At 73.2% G+C, this 16,741-nt stretch carries 14 protein-coding genes and 1 pseudogene; 9 read left to right on the top strand and 6 right to left on the bottom strand.

Translation table 11 applies throughout. The features are described from left to right. Positions 1–17: 17 nt before the first annotated feature. From atpD to QE401_RS13330, 6 genes and pseudogenes are all read left to right on the top strand, one after another. Positions 18–1,448, top strand: coding sequence for a F0F1 ATP synthase subunit beta (gene atpD / locus QE401_RS13355; protein ID WP_211207916.1), 1,431 nt, complete (start codon positions 18–20; stop codon positions 1,446–1,448). A 28-nt stretch (positions 1,449–1,476) separates the two neighbouring features. Continuing rightward, positions 1,477–1,890: an ATP synthase F1 subunit epsilon gene (atpC, locus tag QE401_RS13350; protein WP_307138674.1), complete on the top strand. Its 414-nt coding sequence runs from the start codon at positions 1,477–1,479 to the stop codon at positions 1,888–1,890. Further along, a pseudogene (locus QE401_RS13345) lies at positions 1,808–2,845 on the top strand (endo-1,4-beta-xylanase); the annotation flags it as partial. The gene atpC and the pseudogene QE401_RS13345, both read left to right, overlap by 83 nt. 37 nt (positions 2,846–2,882) lie before the next feature. Further along, the gene (locus QE401_RS13340; RefSeq protein WP_307140242.1) at positions 2,883–3,272 is read left to right on the top strand and encodes an endo-1,4-beta-xylanase; all 390 of its coding nucleotides are present in this window, start codon (positions 2,883–2,885) and stop codon (positions 3,270–3,272) included. 98 nt (positions 3,273–3,370) lie between these two features. Next, positions 3,371–4,429, top strand: coding sequence for an alanine racemase (locus QE401_RS13335; protein WP_307140241.1), 1,059 nt, complete (start codon positions 3,371–3,373; stop codon positions 4,427–4,429). A gap of 13 nt (positions 4,430–4,442) precedes the next feature. Next, positions 4,443–4,904 (top strand): RidA family protein, encoded by a 462-nt coding sequence (locus QE401_RS13330; RefSeq protein WP_307138673.1) that lies wholly within the window; start codon positions 4,443–4,445, stop codon positions 4,902–4,904. 72 nt (positions 4,905–4,976) lie between these two features. Here the strand turns inward: QE401_RS13330 and QE401_RS13325 are convergent, their stop codons facing one another. Continuing rightward, positions 4,977–6,764 carry a S9 family peptidase gene (locus QE401_RS13325; protein WP_307138672.1) on the bottom strand — a complete coding sequence of 596 codons (1,788 nt, stop codon included), beginning with the start codon at positions 6,762–6,764 and terminating at the stop codon, positions 4,977–4,979. Between the two features lie 107 nt (positions 6,765–6,871). Here QE401_RS13325 and thrC point away from each other — a divergent pair, with 107 nt between their 5' ends. After that, entirely contained in the window at positions 6,872–8,281 is a 1,410-nt protein-coding gene (gene thrC / locus QE401_RS13320; protein ID WP_307138671.1) for a threonine synthase, read from the top strand. A 32-nt stretch (positions 8,282–8,313) separates the two neighbouring features. Here the strand turns inward: thrC and QE401_RS13315 are convergent, their stop codons facing one another. Beyond that, the gene (locus tag QE401_RS13315; protein WP_307138670.1) at positions 8,314–8,814 is read right to left on the bottom strand and encodes a septal ring lytic transglycosylase RlpA family protein; all 501 of its coding nucleotides are present in this window, start codon (positions 8,812–8,814) and stop codon (positions 8,314–8,316) included. 235 nt (positions 8,815–9,049) lie between these two features. On the opposite strand from QE401_RS13315, the gene QE401_RS13310 reads away from it, so the two are divergent. Both QE401_RS13310 and QE401_RS13305 read left to right on the top strand, forming a co-directional pair. Then, positions 9,050–10,315, top strand: a complete 1,266-nt coding sequence (locus tag QE401_RS13310) for a M16 family metallopeptidase (protein WP_307138669.1) — start codon at positions 9,050–9,052, stop codon at positions 10,313–10,315. Further along, positions 10,312–11,634 carry a TldD/PmbA family protein gene (locus tag QE401_RS13305; protein WP_307138668.1) on the top strand — a complete coding sequence of 441 codons (1,323 nt, stop codon included), beginning with the start codon at positions 10,312–10,314 and terminating at the stop codon, positions 11,632–11,634. The genes QE401_RS13310 and QE401_RS13305 overlap by 4 nt, the downstream gene beginning before the upstream one ends. Before the next feature lie 115 nt (positions 11,635–11,749). On the opposite strand, the gene QE401_RS13300 is transcribed toward QE401_RS13305, so the two are convergent. The 4 genes from QE401_RS13300 to QE401_RS13285 all read right to left on the bottom strand — a co-directional run bounded on the left by QE401_RS13300 (position 11,750) and on the right by QE401_RS13285 (position 16,741). After that, a complete protein-coding gene (locus QE401_RS13300) occupies positions 11,750–12,244 on the bottom strand; it encodes an RNA pyrophosphohydrolase (RefSeq protein WP_307138667.1) in 495 nt (164 codons plus the stop codon). A gap of 7 nt (positions 12,245–12,251) precedes the next feature. Continuing rightward, the gene (locus QE401_RS13295) at positions 12,252–13,754 is read right to left on the bottom strand and encodes a divergent polysaccharide deacetylase family protein (RefSeq protein ID WP_307138666.1); all 1,503 of its coding nucleotides are present in this window, start codon (positions 13,752–13,754) and stop codon (positions 12,252–12,254) included. A 37-nt stretch (positions 13,755–13,791) separates the two neighbouring features. After that, positions 13,792–15,174, bottom strand: coding sequence for a S41 family peptidase (locus QE401_RS13290; RefSeq protein WP_307138665.1), 1,383 nt, complete (start codon positions 15,172–15,174; stop codon positions 13,792–13,794). Positions 15,175–15,319: 145 nt separating this feature from the next. Next, complete coding sequence (locus tag QE401_RS13285; protein WP_307138664.1) at positions 15,320–16,741, bottom strand: murein hydrolase activator EnvC family protein; 1,422 nt, start codon at positions 16,739–16,741, stop codon at positions 15,320–15,322.

The following is a 16,741-nucleotide window of genomic DNA, read 5'->3' as shown; positions in this document are numbered from 1 at the left end:
GGGGAATGAGCACCGCCATGAAGAACAATGTTGGCAAGGTCACCCAGGTCCTGGGCGCCGTCGTGGACGTGCAGTTCCCCTCCGAACTGCCGGGCATCCAGAACGCGCTGCAGGTCAAGATCGGCGAGCGCACCCTGGTGCTCGAGGTCGCGCAGCACCTCGGTGAGCGCACCGTCCGCACCATCGCCATGGACACGACCGATGGTCTGGTCCGCGGCGCCGAGGTGGTCGACACCGGCGCCGGCATCGCCGTGCCGGTGGGCGAGGGCACGCTGGGCCGCATCCTGAACGTCATCGGCGAGCCGATCGACGAGCGCGGCCCGGTGCCGCACGCCAAGACCTACACCATCCACCGCGAAGCGCCGGCCTTCGAGGACCAGGCCACCGCGGCCGAGATCCTGGTCACCGGCATCAAGGTGGTGGACCTGCTGGCCCCCTACCTGAAGGGCGGCAAGATCGGCCTGTTCGGCGGCGCCGGCGTCGGCAAGACCGTCACCATCCAGGAGCTGATCAACAACATCGCCAAGGGCCATGGCGGCGTGTCCGTCTTCGCCGGCGTCGGCGAGCGCACCCGCGAGGGCAACGACCTCTATCACGAGATGGTCGATGCCGGCGTGATCAAGCTCGGCGAGAACGGCTCCACCGAGGGCTCCAAGGTGGCGCTGGTCTATGGCCAGATGAACGAGCCGCCGGGTGCCCGCGCCCGCGTCGCCCTCTCGGGCCTGTCCATGGCGGAGTACTTCCGCGATGAGCAGGGCCAGGACGTGCTGTTCTTCATCGACAACATCTTCCGCTTCACCCAGGCGGGTGCCGAGGTGTCGGCGCTGCTGGGCCGTATCCCCTCCGCGGTGGGCTATCAGCCGACGCTGGCGACGGATATGGGCGCCCTTCAGGAGCGCATCACCTCGACCAAGAAGGGTTCGATCACCTCGGTGCAGGCCATCTATGTGCCCGCCGACGATCTGACCGACCCGGCGCCCGCCACCTCCTTCGCCCACCTGGACGCGACGACCGTTCTGTCGCGCTCCATCGCGGAGCAGGCGATCTTCCCGGCCGTCGACCCGCTGGACTCGACCTCCCGCGCGCTCGACCCGCGGATCATCGGCGAGGAGCACTACAAGACCGCCCGCGAGGTGCAGCGCATCCTGCAGACCTACAAGTCGCTGCAGGACATCATCGCCATCCTGGGCATGGACGAGCTGTCGGAAGAGGACAAGCTGGTGGTTGCGCGCGCGCGCAAGCTGCAGCGCTTCCTGTCCCAGCCCTTCCACGTCGCCGAGGTGTTCACTGGCACGCCGGGCGTGTTCGTGAAGATCGAGGACACGGTGCGCTCCTTCGCCGCCATCTGCCGCGGCGATTACGACCACCTGCCCGAGGCCGCCTTCTACATGGTCGGCACCATCGAGGACGCGGTGAAGAAGGCCGAGACCCTCAAGGCCGCGGCCTGATCACCAGCAGAGAGGGAGTCCGGGGAGCATGAGCGCGACCTTCGATCTGGAACTGGTCAGCCCGGAGAAGCTGCTCCTCTCCCGCCCCGTCGAGATGGCGATCATCCCGGCGGCGGAAGGCGAGATGGGCGTGCTGCCCGGCATGGCGCCGATGATCGTGGCCCTCAAGGGCGGCGTCATCCGCGTGCAGGAGAAGGGCGCGATCACCGAGAAGCTGTTCGTCATGGGCGGCTTCGCGGAGATCACGCCGACCCGCGTGACCGTGCTGGCGGATGAGGCGACCCCGGTCGCCGATCTGTCCCGCGCCGAGGCGGCGAGCCGCGTGCAGGAGGCCGAGGCCGCCTACAACGCGGCCACCAATGCGACGCCGGAAGAGCGCGAGGCGGCGATGGACCGGCTGCTCGCCACGCGTGAGATGGCGCAGGCCGCCGAGGCCGCCTGAAAAGGCCGCCGCGCCTTCGGGTGCGGTGCCACATGTTACGACGCCGCCCGCGAGAGATCGCGGGCGGCGTTTTTCGTGGCGTCCCGCTGCCCGGGCTGCTACGGCACCGCAACATCGACCATTTGCGATGCAACCGCGCGTCCCTGGCCACGCTGTCGGGTTACCAGGCGGTGGGCAGAGAGGGCAGGGCATGGGCAGGCGGGTCTTCCCCGGGGATGGAACGCTGACGCGCCGGCATTGGCTGGCCGGCGCCGCGGCGGGCATCGGCCTGGCCGGGGCCGGGCTCGCCCTGCCGGCGCTGTGGCCGCAGCGCGGCGTGGCCCAGGGGGCGGCGGGCGCGGCGCCCTCCGGCCCTGGCCTGGGCGAGCTGGCGCGGCAGCACGGCATCAGCTTCGGCGCCGCCATGCAGAGCAACCTGCTGGCCACCGACCCGGCCTATGGCGCCGCCTTCAATGCCGAGGCCGCGCTGCTGGTGCCGGAATGGGAAGGCAAATGGGCGGCGCTGCAGCCCCAGGAAGGCAAGTTCGACACCAAACCGCTGGATGCCATCCTGGGCTGGGCGCGGCAGCGCGGCCGGGTGGTGCGCGGCCATGCGCTGCTCTGGCACATCGCCATGCCGGACTGGCTGACCGCCGCCCTGGGCGAGGGGCCGGGCCGGGCCCAGGCGCTGATGGAGGCGCATTTCGACCGCGTCCTGTCGCACACCCGCAGCCAGATCCGCGATTGGGACGTGGTGAACGAGGTGATCGCCAACCCGCCCGGCAGCGACGTGCCGCATGCCGGCGACAGCGCGCTGCGTGACACGCCCTGGCTGCGCGCCCTCGGCCCCTCCTATATCGACATGGCGCTGCGCCTGGCGCGGCAGCGCGACCGCACGCTGCGGCTCACCATCAATGAATACGGCATCGAGGAGGACACGCCGGATGCCGCGGAGAAGCGGCGCCGCTTCCTCGCTTTGCTGCGCGGGCTGCTGGAGCGCAACACGCCGCTGGATGCGGTGGGCATCCAGGCGCGATCTGCAGCTGCACCGGCCCTTCAGCCCCGCCCCCTTCGCCGCCTTCCTGGCCGAGCTGCGGCAGATGGGCCTGGCCGTGCTGGTGACCGAGATGGATATCCGCGAGACACGCGACGCGCCGGCCGAGACCGCCGCGCGCGACGCGCTGGTGGCCGAGCGCGCCTATGCCTTCACCTCGACGGCGCTGGAGGGCGGGGTGCGCAGCTTCCTGACCTGGGGGCTGTCGGACAAATATTCCTGGCTGGTCTCCGACCCCGCCGTGGCGCTGGGGCCGGACCGTTCGCATCGCGGCCTGCCGCTGGACGAGAACTGGCAGCGCAAGCCGATGTGGCACGCCCTCGCCCGGGCCTTCCGCGGCGGCAGCTAAGCCGGGTTTTTCGGTTCAGGTTTTTCGGGCGGCCGGGCTTTTGCCCGGGCGGCTTTGGGTGTTTGCTCGGCGGCCATCTGTCCAGCGCCGGAGACCCCATGGACCTCGCCTCCCTCGAAACCCCCGTGCCGGTGATCGATCTCGACGTGGTCGAGGCCAATCTGGCGCGCATGCAGGCCTATTGCGACAGCCATGGCATCGCGCTGCGGCCGCATATCAAGACCCACAAGCTGCCGGCGCTCGCCCGGCGGCAGGTGGAGCTCGGCGCGCGCGGCATCACCTGCCAGAAGCTGGGCGAGGCCGAGGTGATGGTCGAGGCCGGGATCGACGACATCCTGATGTCCTACCCGCTGCTGGGCGCGGCCAAGGCGGCAAGGCTGGCGAAGCTGGCGCCGCGCGCCCGCTTCCGCGTCGGCCTCGACAACGCGCAATCGCTGGCGACGGTGGCCGAGGCCGCGCGGCTGTCGGGCGCCGAGATCGGCATCCTGGTGGAGTTCGACAGCGGCACCGCCCGCACCGGCGTGATGAGCGTCGAGGAGCTGCTGGAGCTGGCCCGCGCCGCCCGCGCCACGCCCGGGCTGCGCTTCGATGGGGTGATGACCTATCCGCTGGGCCCCAAGGCGCGCGCCTTCCTCGAGGCGGCGCTGCCGCGGCTGAAGGCGGAGGGGCTGGAGCCCGCCGTGATTTCCGGCGGCGGCACGCCCAAGGCCTTCGAGGCGCATGCGGCGGCGCCGATCACCGAGCTGCGCGTCGGCACCTACATCTACAATGACCGCATGACGGTGGCCGCGGGCCACGCGACCTGGGCCGATTGCGCGCTGCATCTGCATGTCACGGTGATCAGCCGGCCGGAGGCGCATCGCGCCGTGATCGATGGCGGGTCCAAGACCTTCGCCGCCGATGTCATGCCGGGCGGCATGGGGGAGGGCTATGGCTATTTCCCCGACTACCCCGAGGCGAAGCTGGAGCGCTTCAGCGAGGAGCACGGCATGGTGGATCTCTCCGCCTGCGCCCGCCGCCCCGAGATCGGCGAGGTGCTGCGGGTGGTGCCGAACCATGTCTGCCCGGTGAGCAATCTGCATGACCGGGTCGCCCTGGTGAAGGGCGGGCGGTTCCAGGGGTTCCAGGACGTCGCCGCGCGCGGCCGCAGCCAGTAAGGGGAGAGAGACTATGAGCGAATCCGAGAGCCGCCTGGCGGCGCTGGGGCTGAGCCTGCCGGCGGTGGGCAAGCCGCTGTTCAACTATGTGCCGTTCCGCCGCGCGGGCGATGTCGCCTATCTGTCCGGGCAGGTGCCGCGGCATGCGGATGGCTCGCTGACCGTGGGCAAGGTCGGTGCCGCGTTGTCGGTCGAGGACGCCCGCAAGGCGGCCGAGCTGTGCGGGCTGCATCTGCTGGCCATTGCGCGGGAGGCGGCGGGCTCGCTGGAGAAGGTCGAGTTCCTGAAGCTGTTCGGCATGGTCAATGCCGTGCCGGAATTCGGCCAGCAGCCCAAGGTGATCGATGCCTGTTCCGACCTGCTGGTGGCGGTGCTGGGCGAGCGCGGCCGGCATGCGCGCTCGGCCATCGGCATGGGGTCCTTGCCGTCCGACGTGCCGGTCGAGATCGAGGCGGTGATTCGTATTCTGGACTGAAGGCGGGGTCCGGGGTGGCCCTGCCACCCCGGCGGGAGGGTCCGGGAGGGCGGCGCCCTCCCGGTTTTCTTGTCAGTTTTTGAGGTGCCGGCTGAAGAAGCCCAGCACCGCGTTGTAGACGCGCCGCCGGTTGTCGCGCTTGGTGAAGCCGTGGCCTTCATCGGGGAAGGTCAGGTACTCGACCGGAATTCTCCGCTGTTTGAGCGCGTCGACGATCTGCTCGCTCTCATAGGGCGGCACGCGCGGGTCGGTCAGCCCTTGCGCCACCAGCAGCGGGCAGGCGATGCGATCGGCCCGGTTCAGCGGCGAGAGGCGTTGGAGCAGCGCGGCATCGCGCACCGGGTCGCCATATTCGGCGGCGCGGTGGCCGATGCGCCAGGGGCCGGTCTTCTCGAAGAAGGTCTTCCAGCTGGCGATGCCGTAGAAATCGACGCCGCAGGCCCAGAGCTCCGGGTATTCGGTGGTGGCGGCCAGCACCATCCAGCCGCCATAGCTCTGCCCCATGATGCCGATGCGGCTGCCATCCAGTGATGGATGGGCGGCCAGAAAGGCATGGGCGGCGGCGAGGTCGGCGACGCTGTCGAGGCGCTTCTCGCGGTCGTCCAGCGCGGCATAGGCGCGGCCATAGCCGGTGGAGCCGCGCACATTCGGCACCAGGACCGCGATGCCGAGGGCCAGGAAGGCCTGGAGGTCGGGCCGCCAGTTGGGCAGGGCCTGCATGGCCGGGCCGCCATGCACCCAGACCAGCACGGGCCAGCCTTTCTCTGGTTGTTCGCCCGAGGGGAGGGCCAGGAAACCCGGGATCTGCCGCCCGTCATGGGTGGGGAAGGCGATGCTGGTCCAGCTGTGCAGGCCGGGCGGCGGCGGCGCGGCGTCCAGCGGCGTGGCGGCGGCGACACCCGGCCGGGCCAGCCAGATGGAGGAGGGGAAGCGGAAGCCCATCAGGTCGAAGGCCAGGGTCGCGCCATCGGGCGACCAGCTGAGCTTGGTGATGACACCCTCGGGGTGGATGGGCTCCTGCAGCACGGCGCCGGTCGCGGCATCCAGCAGGCGCAGGCGGGAATAGCCGCCCTCGTTCACCACCACGGCCAGCAGGGAGTGGTCGGGGGAGGGTTCCAGCTTCTCGACATCGAAGGGCGGCGCGTAGAGCGGGCGCGGCGCCGCGCCCGGCGCCTGGATGGCCACTGACAGGAAATCGCCATCGCGGTCGGTCAGCAGCCAGAAGGCGCTGCCGTCGCGCTTCCAGCGCGGGTTCAGGTGGCGGGCATCGCCGTCATGCGGCGTGACATCGGCGGGCGGGGCGGCGCCGTCGAGCGCCACGCGCAGCAGGGTCGATTCGAAGGTGCGCGGCGCGGTGGCCAGCAGCAGGGAAGCGCCATCCGGCGCCCAGGCCAGCAGTTCATGCGGGCCTTCCACCTCGGCCACGCAGCTTGCAGTGCCGGTGGCGAGATCCATCACCCAGGCATCGGTGTGCGCCGGGTGGCGGGCATTGGCGGTGTAGGCGATGCGGCGGCCATCCGGCGACAGCGCGCCCCAGCCATGGATGACATGGGGCGCCTCGGTCAGCGGCCGCGCCTCGCCCGCGGGCGGCAGGTGGTAGAGCTGGATGCGCTCATCGCCGGCGCCGTCGCGGCCGAAAATGGCGCCGCCATCGGGCAGGCCGGCGACGAAGGCCACCGCATCGGCGTGGTGGGTGCGCTGGCGCGGCGCCCCGCCGCCCGCCGGCACCTCCCAGACCTGGGCGGAGCCGCCGGCATCGTGCAGCACATACAGCCTGCCATCCCCGGCAAAGGCGGGGAGGGAGGTTGCGGGGGTGGTCAGCAGGCGCTCGAGCAGCGCGGCGGCGTCGTCCTGGCTCATGCGCAAGGGATGGACCCGGAATCGGCGGCCGCCAAGGGGGAGGAAGGGGCTGCCCCGCGCCGCATGGCATGGCGCGGCGGCGCGGCTGCGCCTAATCTCCGGCCACCATGCGCTATGTCTCGACCAGGGGCCAGGCCCCCGCACGCGATTTCGAGGGCGTCCTGCTGGCCGGTCTGGCCGAGGATGGCGGCCTCTTCCTGCCCGAAACCTGGCCGCTGCTCTCGGCCGCCGAATGGCGGGCCCTGCGCGGCCTGCCCTATGCCGAGCTCTCGGCACGGCTGATGACGCTGTTCGCGGGAGAGACCATCCCGCTCGAGACGATGCGCCAGCTGACGGCCCGCGCCTATGCCGGCTTCGGCCATGCGGCGACGGCGCCGCTGGTGCAGCTCGACCCGCGGACCTTCTCGCTGGAGCTGTTCCACGGGCCGACCCTGGCCTTCAAGGACATGGCGATGCAGCTGCTCGGCCAGCTCTTCGACCATGTGCTGACCCGGCGCGGCGAGCGGGTGACGATCGTCGGCGCCACCTCGGGCGATACCGGCTCGGCCGCCATCGAGGCCTGCGCCGACCGCGCCGCCATCGATGTGGTGATCCTGCACCCGGAGGGCCGCACCTCCGAGGTGCAGCGCCGGCAGATGACCACGGTGCTGTCGCCCAATATCCACAACATCGCCGTCCAGGGCAGCTTCGACGATTGCCAGGACCTGGTGAAGGCGATGTTCAACGACGCGCCCTTCCGGCAGGAGATGCGGCTGTCGGCCGTCAACTCCATCAACTGGGCGCGCATCGCGGCGCAGGTGCCCTATTACGTCTATGCCGCGCTGGCGCTGGGCGCGCCGGACCGGCCGGTGGCCGTCTCCGTGCCCACCGGCAATTTCGGCAATGTGCTGGCCGCCTGGGTGGCGCGGCGCATGGGCCTGCCGATCGAGCGGCTGATCATCGGCGCCAACCGCAACGACATCCTGGCCCGCTTCCTCTCCGGCAACGACATGTCGATGCAGAAGGTCGAGCCCTCGCTCTCCCCCAGCATGGACATCCAGGTCTCTTCCAATTTCGAGCGCCTGCTGTTCGAGCTGCTGGGCCGCGACGCCCGCGCCACCGCCGAGATCATGCAGCGCTTCCGCGCCGAGGGCCGCATGCCGGTGCCGGATGCCGCCTGGCGCAAGGCGACCGAGACCTTCCACGGCTTCGCGCTGTCGGATGCGGGCATCCTGGAGGAGATCCGCCGCCTGTACCGGGAGAGCGCCTATCTGGCCGACCCGCACACGGCGATCGGCACCGCCGCCGCCCGGGCCCATGCGCCGGAGGATGCCGGCATCCCGGTGATCGTCGCCGCCACCGCGCATCCGGCCAAGTTCCCGGATGCGGTGGAGCAGGCGACCGGCTTCCGCCCGCCGCTGCCGGCGCGGCTGGCCGATCTCTACCAGCGGGAGGAGCGCTACAGCGTGCTCTCCGGCGGGCTGGAGGAGATCGAGGCGGCGGTGCGCGCCCATGTGCGGCGCAACGTCACGGCCTGATCAGGGAGGGCGGGGCAGGGGACTGCCCCGCCTCAGCCCTCGCCGCCGCGCAGCGGGGTCACCTCGACCCGCGCCAGCCCCTGGCGCAGCATGCCGAGCTCGGCGGCGGTCGCAGGGCTGAGGTCGATCACCCGGCTGCGCAGATGCGGCCCGCGATCGGTGATGGTCACGGTGGCGCTGCGGCCATTCTCCAGATTGCGCACCCGCGCCCGGCTGCCCAGCGGCAGGGTGCGGCTGGCCGCCGTATGGGCGTGGCGGTTGAAGCGGCTGCCATTGGCCATGCGCCGCCCGTGGAAGCGGTTGGCGTAGTAGGAGGCGCGGCCGCGGATCACCCGGCGCTGCCCGGCGCGCGGCGCCTCCGCCTGGCGGCGCGGCCCGGCGGCGGGTGCGGCCGTGCCACGCTGGCCGCGCGCCTCCGCCTCGCGCCGTGGCTGCCGGGCCTCGGCCGGCGGCGCCAGCGCGGCACCCCCCAGCCCCAGGCAGAACAGCGCCAGACCGGCCGCGCGCAGCAGCCTTCCCCGTCCCATCGGCATGGCCCCCGGCCCCCCTTCGATCCCCCTTGGCCCATCGGGCCATGACACAAACGCCCCCTTTAAATGGGGAGGCTGGTGTTCATCGGAAACCAGCACTTGCGTGCAACACTCGGGGAGCAGGCCTGCCCCGGCTGCAGGGTCGCAGAGACGGGGTTTCCGGCCTACATTGGACCTTCAAGGCACATGCGAGTCCGCCGCGCGCCAGCCCGGCGGGCCACCAGGGAACAGTGAACACATGTCTGATGCGGTGCGGCTGACGCGCCTTCCGAACGGTCTGACCATCGTTTCCGAGACCATGCCCCGGGTCGAGACGGTGTCGATCGGCGCCTATGTCCATGCCGGCACGCGCGACGAATCCGCCGCCGAGAACGGCGCCTCCCATTTCCTCGAGCACATGGCCTTCAAGGGCACGGCGCGGCGCGACGCCGCCGCCATCGCCCGCGAGATCGAGAATGTCGGCGGCCACCTGAACGCCTACACGGCGCGGGAGAACACCGCCTACTACGCCAAGGTGCTGAAGGAGGACATGCCGCTGGCCGCCGACATCATCGGCGACATCCTGACGCATTCCACCTTCATCCCCGAGGAGATGGAGCGCGAGCGCGGCGTCATCCTGCAGGAGATCGGCCAGGCGAACGACACGCCGGACGACATCGTCTTCGACCATTTCCAGGGCACCGCCTTCCCCGAGCAGCCGATGGGCCGGCCGACGCTGGGCACCGAGGCCACCGTCGGCGGCATGGGGCGCGAGGTGCTGATGGACTATATGCGGCGGCATTACGGGCCGAGCCGCATGGTCGTCGCCGCCGCCGGCGCGCTGGAGCATGAGAATCTGGTCGAGCTGGTCGGCCGGCATTTCGCCGACCTGCCGCTGGTCTCGCCGAGCCCGGCCGAGACCGCCCGCTATGGCGGCGGCGAGTTCCGCGAGGAGCGCGACCTCGACCAGGTGCATGTCGTGCTGGGCTTCGAGGGGCCGGCGGTCGCGACGGCGGGCCACTACCCGGCCATGCTGCTCTCCACCCTGCTCGGCGGCGGCATGTCCTCCCGCCTGTTCCAGGAGATCCGGGAGAAGCGCGGCCTCGTCTACTCGATCTATTCCTTCACCCAGATGTTCCGCGACAGCGGTCTCTTCGCCCTCTACGCCGGCACCGGCGAGGAGCAGGCGGCCGAGCTGGTCCCGGTGGCGCTGGAGGAGCTGCGCCGCGTGCAGCACGACGTCACCCAGGAGGAGCTGGACCGCGCCAAGGCGCAGCTGCGCGCCTCGGTGCTGATGTCCCTCGAATCCACCGGCAGCCGCTGCGAGCAGCTGGCGCGGCAGATCCAGGTGCATGGCCGCATCATCCCGGTCGAGGAGACCAAGGCGAAGATCGCCGCGGTGACGATCGACCAGGTGCAGGCGGTGGCGGCGCAGATCTTCCGCTCCCGCCCGACGCTGGCGGCGCTCGGCCCCGCCGGCAAGGTGCCGGGCCTGCCCAGCATCGCGGAAAAGCTCGCCGCATGAACCGGCTCGACCGGCTCGACGCCCTGCTCGCCGCCGCACGCGCGGCGGGGGCGGAGGCGGCGGATGCGCTGCTGGCCACCGGCGCCTCGCTCTCCGTGCAGCGCCGGCTGGGCCAGGTCGAGCATCTGGAACGCTCCGAGGGGCTGGATCTCGGCCTGCGGGTCTTCGTGGGCCGCCGCCAGGCCATCGTCTCGGCGACCGACGCCGATCCGCGCGGCTTCCAGGCGCTGGCCGAGCGCGCCGTCGCCATGGCCCGCGCCGTGCCGGAGGATGAGTTCGGCGGCCTGGGTGAGCACCATGCCTATGCCCCGGTCGACCTCGAGCTGAACGACCTGGCCGAGCCGGATGCCGACGCCCTGCTGGCCCGTGCGGCGCTGGCCGAGGAGGCCGCGCTTTCCCATGCCGGCATCGCCAGCGTGGAGGCCGAGGCCGGCTTCTCCCGCAGCGAGATCGCGCTGGCCACCAGCCATGGCTTCCGCGGCGAATATGCCCGCAGCGGCCATTCCATCTCGGTCACCGCCGTCGCCGGCCAGGGCACGGGGATGGAGCGCGACTACGATTACAGCAGCGCGGTGCATCTGGCCGATCTGGAGGAGGCCGCCGGCCTTGGCCATGCCGCTGCCAGCCGCGCGCTGCGCCGGCTGAACCCGGCCCGGCCCACGACCGCGAAGCGCAGCGTGGTCTATGACCCGCGTGTGGCGGCCTCGCTGCTCGGCCATCTGGTCGGCGCGCTGGACGGCGCCAGCGTGGCGCGCGGCACCTCCTTCCTGCGCGACCGCATGGGGCAGGCGGTGCTGGCCCCGGGCCTGGCCGTGCGCGACGATCCGCGCCGCCGTCGCGGCTTGCGCTCCCGCCCCTTCGACGGGGAGGGCATGCCGACCGCGCCGCTGGCGCTGGTCGAGGATGGCGTGCTGGCCAGCTGGGTGCTGGATGCGCGCAGCGCCCGGCAGCTCGGCCTGCGCTCCACCGGCCATGCCAGCCGTGGCGTCTCCGGCCCGCCCTCGCCGGCCACCACCAATCTGTGGCTGGAGGGCGGCCAGGGCACGCCCCAGGCGCTGATGGCCGACATCGCCGAGGGCATCTATGTCACCGAGATGATCGGCATGGGGGTGAATGGCGTCACCGGCGATTACAGCCGCGGCGCCGCCGGCTTCATGATCCGGGGCGGCGAGATCGCCGAGCCGGTCTCCGGCATCACCATCGCCGGCAATCTGAAGGACATGCTGCTGCGGCTGCGCGCGGCGGGGGATCTCACCTTCCGCCGGGGCATGGATGCGCCGACGCTCAGGATCGATGATCTGACGGTGGCGGGGAGCTAGCAGGGGCTCTGCCCCTGCACCCCGCCGGGGTGGCAGGGCCACCCCGGACCCCGCCTTCAGTTTGGCGCCAAACGGATGGCGGGGTCTGGGGGGACCCTGTCCCCCCAGCGGGGGTTCAGGGGGCGGAGCCCCCTGCTGCCCAATTTTTAAAGGGCGCGAACGCCGCCGCCACCCGCCGGTAGATCGGCTGGCGGAAGCTCACCACGATCTCCGGCACCTCTTCCAGCGCCGCCCAGCGCCAGGCGCTGAATTCCGGATGCGGGTCCTGGTCCAGCCGGATCTCCGACTCATCCCCGGTGAAGCCGAGGGCGAACCATTTCTGGCTCTGCCCGCGATAGCGGCCGCGCAGCGCCTTGCCCACCAGCTCCGGCGGCAGGTCGTAATTCAGCCACTCGGGCACCTCGCCCAGGATGCGGGCGCTGGCGGTGCCGATTTCCTCGCGCAGCTCGCGCAGCACGGCCTCGGCCGGGTCCTCGCCCTCATCCAGCCCGCCCTGCGGCCATTGCCAGGCGGCCTCGGCCACATCGGCGCGGCGGGCGATCAGCACGCGCCCGTCGCGGTGGAACAGCACGGCGCCGACATTGCGGCGATAGGGAAGCTCGGCGGTCATCGGGCTCTCAGCGGGAGGCGGAAGGGGCGGGGCCGGGCGGCCGTGTCAGCGCGCTGGCGGGCGCCAGCACCAGGCCGCGCGCCTCCAGCCCGGCGGCCCAGGCGGCGATGCGGTCGACCAGCAGCGGCGCCGGCTCGGCGGCGAGGCCGAGGGCGAAGCCGCGCTCCCGCGCGATCTCCTCCAGCCGGGCCAGGCGGCGTTCCACCTCGCCGCGGGTCAGCGGCTCGTCCAGGATCAGATCGGCCACCGCACCGGCGGCCTCGGCCGGGGCGGGCGCGCCGGGGCGCGGCTCCAGATAGTAGAGGCCGCGCGCCTGCGCCTCCTCCTGCACGGCTTCCAGCTGGGCGCGGTCGGCGGCGAAGCGGTCGCCGCGCTGCGCGCCGATGGCGCCGATCACCCCGGCATAACCGGCCATGCGGCCGAGCGCGCGGTGCAGCCGGTCCTGGTTCTCCCAATGCATCAGCCCGGGGCGCAGCGTCTGCTCATTCGGCTCGGCGCCAGCGGATTCCAGCGGCAGGCCTAGCGCCACCTCCATGCCGCGCGCCCGCGCCTGGGAGAGCAGCAGATCCGGCCGCATCGCCTGCGGGGTGAAGGCCAGGGTGGTGGCGGCGGGCAGGCGGCGCAGCGCCTCCTCCGAGCGGGTGGGGGAGAGGCCGAAACCGCCCACCACCAGGGCGATGCGCGGCCGCGCCTCCTCGGCCGGGAAGGGGCGGGCATAGAGGCGCCGCGCCTCCCGCCCATCGGTGGTGATGCGCGGCAGCGGGCCGTAGGGGGAGGTCTCCAGCAGCGCCGGGTCGGGCGCCGGGATGGTGACCTCGCTGGCGGCGGGCGGCGTGGCGGAGGGCGGCAGGGGCGGCGGGGCCGGGGCCTCGGGCGGGGCCAGCAGCGGCTCCGGCGCGGCGGCCGGGGGCAGGGCGTCGGCGATGATGGCCGAGGCCGGGGGCTCGGGCGGCTCGGGCGCTGTGGCGCTGTCGCCGGCGGGCGGCTTCGGCGCGGCGGGCGGCGCGGGCAGAGCGGGGGAAGGCGCGGCGCGCTCCGCCAGCGGCGGGGCAGGGCGGGGGGCCGTGGGCTCGCGCGGCGCCGTCTCGGCGAGGGCAGGGGCGCGAGGCGCCGGCGGCGTGGCCGGGGCAGGAGGAGGGGCCGCGCTGGCGGCGGGCGGCGCCTCGGCGGCCGGAGGTGTGTCGCTGTTCGGTGCCGGCGCAGCCCCAGGCGTGCGGCCGGCCAGCGTCGCTGAAGGGGCAGCGGAAGGCGGCGCGGGCGCGCGCTCCGCCGGCCGGGCCGCCTGGCGGGGCGGCTCGGCGCGCGGCGGCTCGGGGCGGGGGTCGGTCGGGCTGGCGGGGGGTGTCGCGCCGCCGAAGCTCAGCGCCACGCCAGGCCCGTCCGGCGCGGCGGCGCCCGGCGCCTCGGGCGGGCCCAGGCGGTGCAGCACCAGGCCAGTGCCGGCGGCACCGGCCAGGACCAGCACCCAGAAGGCGCCGAGCGCCTTCCAGGCCGGGGAGGCACGCCTCATGGCGAGCGGCTCATGATGGCGCGCCTGTCCCCTCGGTTCAGCGCCCGGCGCGGCGCTGCGGATCGGCGGCCGCCCAGGCGCGCAGCAGGGCAGCGGCCTGCTGGGCCTGGAAATCGGTCTCCGGCTTGGTCGGGTCGAAGGCCGGGGCGCCCTCGGGCGGCATCCGGCTCACCTTGTCGGCCACGCCGGCCGGCAGGTTGGTGGGCGGCAGCGGCGGCGCCTCGGCGCTGCCATTGTCGTTGCGCAGCGCGCGGCGCAGATCGGCCTCGCGGTCGCGCAGCGGGGCGTTCGCTTCCTCCCGCGTCGCCAGCACCTCGATATCCGGGTTGATGCCGGTGGCCTGGATGGAGCGCCCCGACGGCGTGTAGTAGCGCGCCGTGGTCAGCCGGATGGCGCCATTGCCCGGGATCGGCATGACGGTCTGCACCGAGCCCTTGCCGAAGGAGCGCGTGCCGAGCACGATCGCGCGGCGATGGTCCTGCAGCGCGCCGGCGACGATCTCGGAGGCCGAGGCGGAGCCGCCATTGACCAGCACGACCACGCGCAGCCCGTCGGTGATGTCGCCCGGCTTGGCGTTCCAGCGCTGCCCCTCATCGGCGCGGCGGGCGCGGGTGGAGACGATCTCGCCCTGCTCCAGGAAATCGTCCGAGACCTGCACCGCCTGGTCCAGCAGCCCGCCCGGATTGTTGCGCAGGTCGAGGATCAGGCCCTTCAGGTTGCCGCCGGCCTGCTGCCGCAGCGAGGTGACGGCGCGGCGCAGCGCCGCATCGGTCTGCTCGTTGAAGGAGGAGAGGCGGACATAGCCGACATCGTTGCCCTCCATGCGGAAGCGCGCCACCTGCGGCCGGATCACGTCGCGGGTCAGCGACAGCTCGATCGGCGTCTCGGTGCCCGGGCGGCGGATGGTCAGCTTGATGGCCGTGCCACGCTCGCCGCGCATCTGCTCGACCGCCTCCTGCAGGGTCAGGCCCTGCACCGAGGCGCCGTTCAGATGGGTGATCAGGTCGCCCGGCTTGACGCCGGCGCGGGCCGCCGGGGTATCGTCGATCGGCGAGATCACCTTGACGTAGCCGCCCTCCTGGCTGACCTCGATGCCGAGGCCGCCGAACTCGCCGCGGGTCTGCACCTGCATGTCGCGGAAGGAGCGGGCGTTCATGTAGCTGCTGTGCGGGTCGAGCCCCTGCAGCATGCCGTTGATCGCGGATTCGATGACCTCGCGGTCATTGACCGGCTCGACATACTCGGCCCGGACGCGCTCGAAGATGTCGCCGAACAGGTTGAGCAGCCGGTAGGTCTCGGCACGGTTGCCGGTCTCCTGCGCGAAGGCGGAGACGACCGGCGGCAGCACCACCGGCCCCAGCACGGTACCGGCGGCGAAGGCCGCCGCCACCACGCCGACCATGCGCATCTTAGGCTTCATGCGGTGACCCCTCATGCCGGTCAACGATCCTTCTGCCGCGAGCATTCGACGGCTTAGCGAGACACCTTAGAGCGGCTTCCTGTGCAAGGGGCAAATTGAAACCTTTTTCGACAATGCCGTGTGGCGGAATTTGCGGGAGGGCCACCTAGCTCCGGCTGCGGAACCAGCCCTTGGGATCGACCGGCTGGCCGTTGCGGCGCAGCTCGACATACAGCGTGGCCCGGCCATTCTCCTCCCCCGCGCCGAGCTGCCCGACCGGCTCGCCGGCCAGCACCCGGGCGCCGGTGTCGGCGTCCAGCCGGTCCAGCCCGGCCAGGACAAAATGGTAGCCCCCGCCGCAATCGACGATCAACAGCTGGCCATAGGAGCGGAACGGCCCGGAAAAGGCGATGCTGCCGCCGCAGGGGCTGACCACGCGGGCCTGGCCGGGGGCGGTGTAGGTCATGCCGCGGGCCGGGCCGCCGGCGCCGCTATCGCCGAAATCGCGGGTGACGCGGCCGGCCACCGGCACGGCGCGGCCGCCGCTGGCGGCGGGCGGCGGGGTGGCGGGGCTGCGCGCGGCCTCCTGCCGCCGCTCCTGCTCGCGCTCAGCGGCGGCGGCCTGCTCGCGTGCCAGGGCCTCGCGCTGGGCGGCGTCGCGCGCGGCGCGCTGGCGGGCGGCCAGCGCCTCGGCCTCGCGCTCGGCGCGCAGCCTGGCGGCGCGCTCGGCCGCCTCGCGCTCCCGCTCGGCGCGCGCCCTGGCCTCGGCCTCGGCGCGGGCGCGGGCGCGCTCCAGCCGCTCCAGCATCTCGCGCAGATCGCCGGCGCGGGCGGCGGCGGTCGCGGCCTCGCGCGCCGCCTGCTTCTCCTCCTCGGCCAGGGCGCTGCGATGGGTGCGGGCCTGGGCCAGGGCCGCCTCCACCGCCGCCGCCGCGGCCTGGCGCTCGGCCCGTGCCTCGGCCAGCTGGGCGGCCTCGGCCTCGGCCTTGCGGCTGGCCTCCTCGGCGACCGCCTGGGCCTGGCGCAGCGCCGCCGCCTCGGCCGAGAGATGGCGGGTCAGGCTGCGCAGCACCAGCGCGCCGCGCAGCGCCGTCTCCGGGTCGCCCGGCACGGCCAGCAGCGTCTCCGAGGGGTATTGGGTCAGCCGGCGCATCAACGGCAGCAGCGGCGCGATGGCCTCGGCCCGGCGCCGCAGATCGACCAAAGCGGCGTCGCGCACCGCGGCGGCCTCGCGCGCCTCGGCCTCGGCGGCGTCGGCGGCCTGTTCGGCGGCGACGGCGCGGCGCCCGGCCTCGGCGCGCTGGCGGGCCAGGGCCTGCTCGGCCTCGGCGGCGGCGCGTGCCGCCTCGGTGGCGGCGCGGGCGGCGTCGCGCGCCTCCTGCGCGGTGCGCTCGGCGTCGCGCAGCGCCTCGGGCGTGGGGCTGCGGGTCTGCGCCGCCGCGGCGCCGGCCAGGCCCAGCGCCAGCAGCAGCGCCAGCGCCGCCCGTCCCGGCGGGGCAGGGCGCCGGGCGGGCGCGGCCGGCCCGCCGGTGGCGGCGGCGGGCGCCGGGGCGCGGGGCGGGCGGCGCGGCCGCCCGGGACGCGCCAT

Source organism: Pseudoroseomonas cervicalis (assembly GCF_030818485.1).
In the GTDB taxonomy this organism is placed as follows: Bacteria; Pseudomonadota; Alphaproteobacteria; order Acetobacterales; family Acetobacteraceae; genus Pseudoroseomonas; species Pseudoroseomonas cervicalis_A.
Note: the sequence above shows the minus strand (reverse complement) of the source record. Positions and strands in the feature narration are given on the sequence as shown.

Bases quoted from the DNA above. Each gene is read 5' to 3' on its own strand.
- QE401_RS13300 (WP_307138667.1), bottom strand. From the start codon at position 12,244: ATGACCGCCGAGCTTCCCTATCGCCGCAATGTCGGCGCCGTGCTGTTC.
- QE401_RS13310 (WP_307138669.1), top strand. From the start codon at position 9,050: ATGTCTGATGCGGTGCGGCTGACGCGCCTTCCGAACGGTCTGACCATC.
- QE401_RS13330 (WP_307138673.1), top strand. From the start codon at position 4,443: ATGAGCGAATCCGAGAGCCGCCTGGCGGCGCTGGGGCTGAGCCTGCCG.
- thrC (WP_307138671.1), top strand. From the start codon at position 6,872: ATGCGCTATGTCTCGACCAGGGGCCAGGCCCCCGCACGCGATTTCGAG.
- QE401_RS13335 (WP_307140241.1), top strand. From the start codon at position 3,371: ATGGACCTCGCCTCCCTCGAAACCCCCGTGCCGGTGATCGATCTCGAC.
- QE401_RS13340 (WP_307140242.1), top strand. From the start codon at position 2,883: ATGCGGTGGGCATCCAGGCGCGATCTGCAGCTGCACCGGCCCTTCAGC.
- QE401_RS13290 (WP_307138665.1), bottom strand. From the start codon at position 15,174: ATGAAGCCTAAGATGCGCATGGTCGGCGTGGTGGCGGCGGCCTTCGCC.
- QE401_RS13285 (WP_307138664.1), bottom strand. From the start codon at position 16,741: ATGGCGCGTCCCGGGCGGCCGCGCCGCCCGCCCCGCGCCCCGGCGCCC.
- QE401_RS13325 (WP_307138672.1), bottom strand. From the start codon at position 6,764: ATGAGCCAGGACGACGCCGCCGCGCTGCTCGAGCGCCTGCTGACCACC.
- atpC (WP_307138674.1), top strand. From the start codon at position 1,477: ATGAGCGCGACCTTCGATCTGGAACTGGTCAGCCCGGAGAAGCTGCTC.
- atpD (WP_211207916.1), top strand. From the start codon at position 18: ATGAAGAACAATGTTGGCAAGGTCACCCAGGTCCTGGGCGCCGTCGTG.
- QE401_RS13315 (WP_307138670.1), bottom strand. From the start codon at position 8,814: ATGCCGATGGGACGGGGAAGGCTGCTGCGCGCGGCCGGTCTGGCGCTG.
- QE401_RS13295 (WP_307138666.1), bottom strand. From the start codon at position 13,754: ATGAGGCGTGCCTCCCCGGCCTGGAAGGCGCTCGGCGCCTTCTGGGTG.
- QE401_RS13305 (WP_307138668.1), top strand. From the start codon at position 10,312: ATGAACCGGCTCGACCGGCTCGACGCCCTGCTCGCCGCCGCACGCGCG.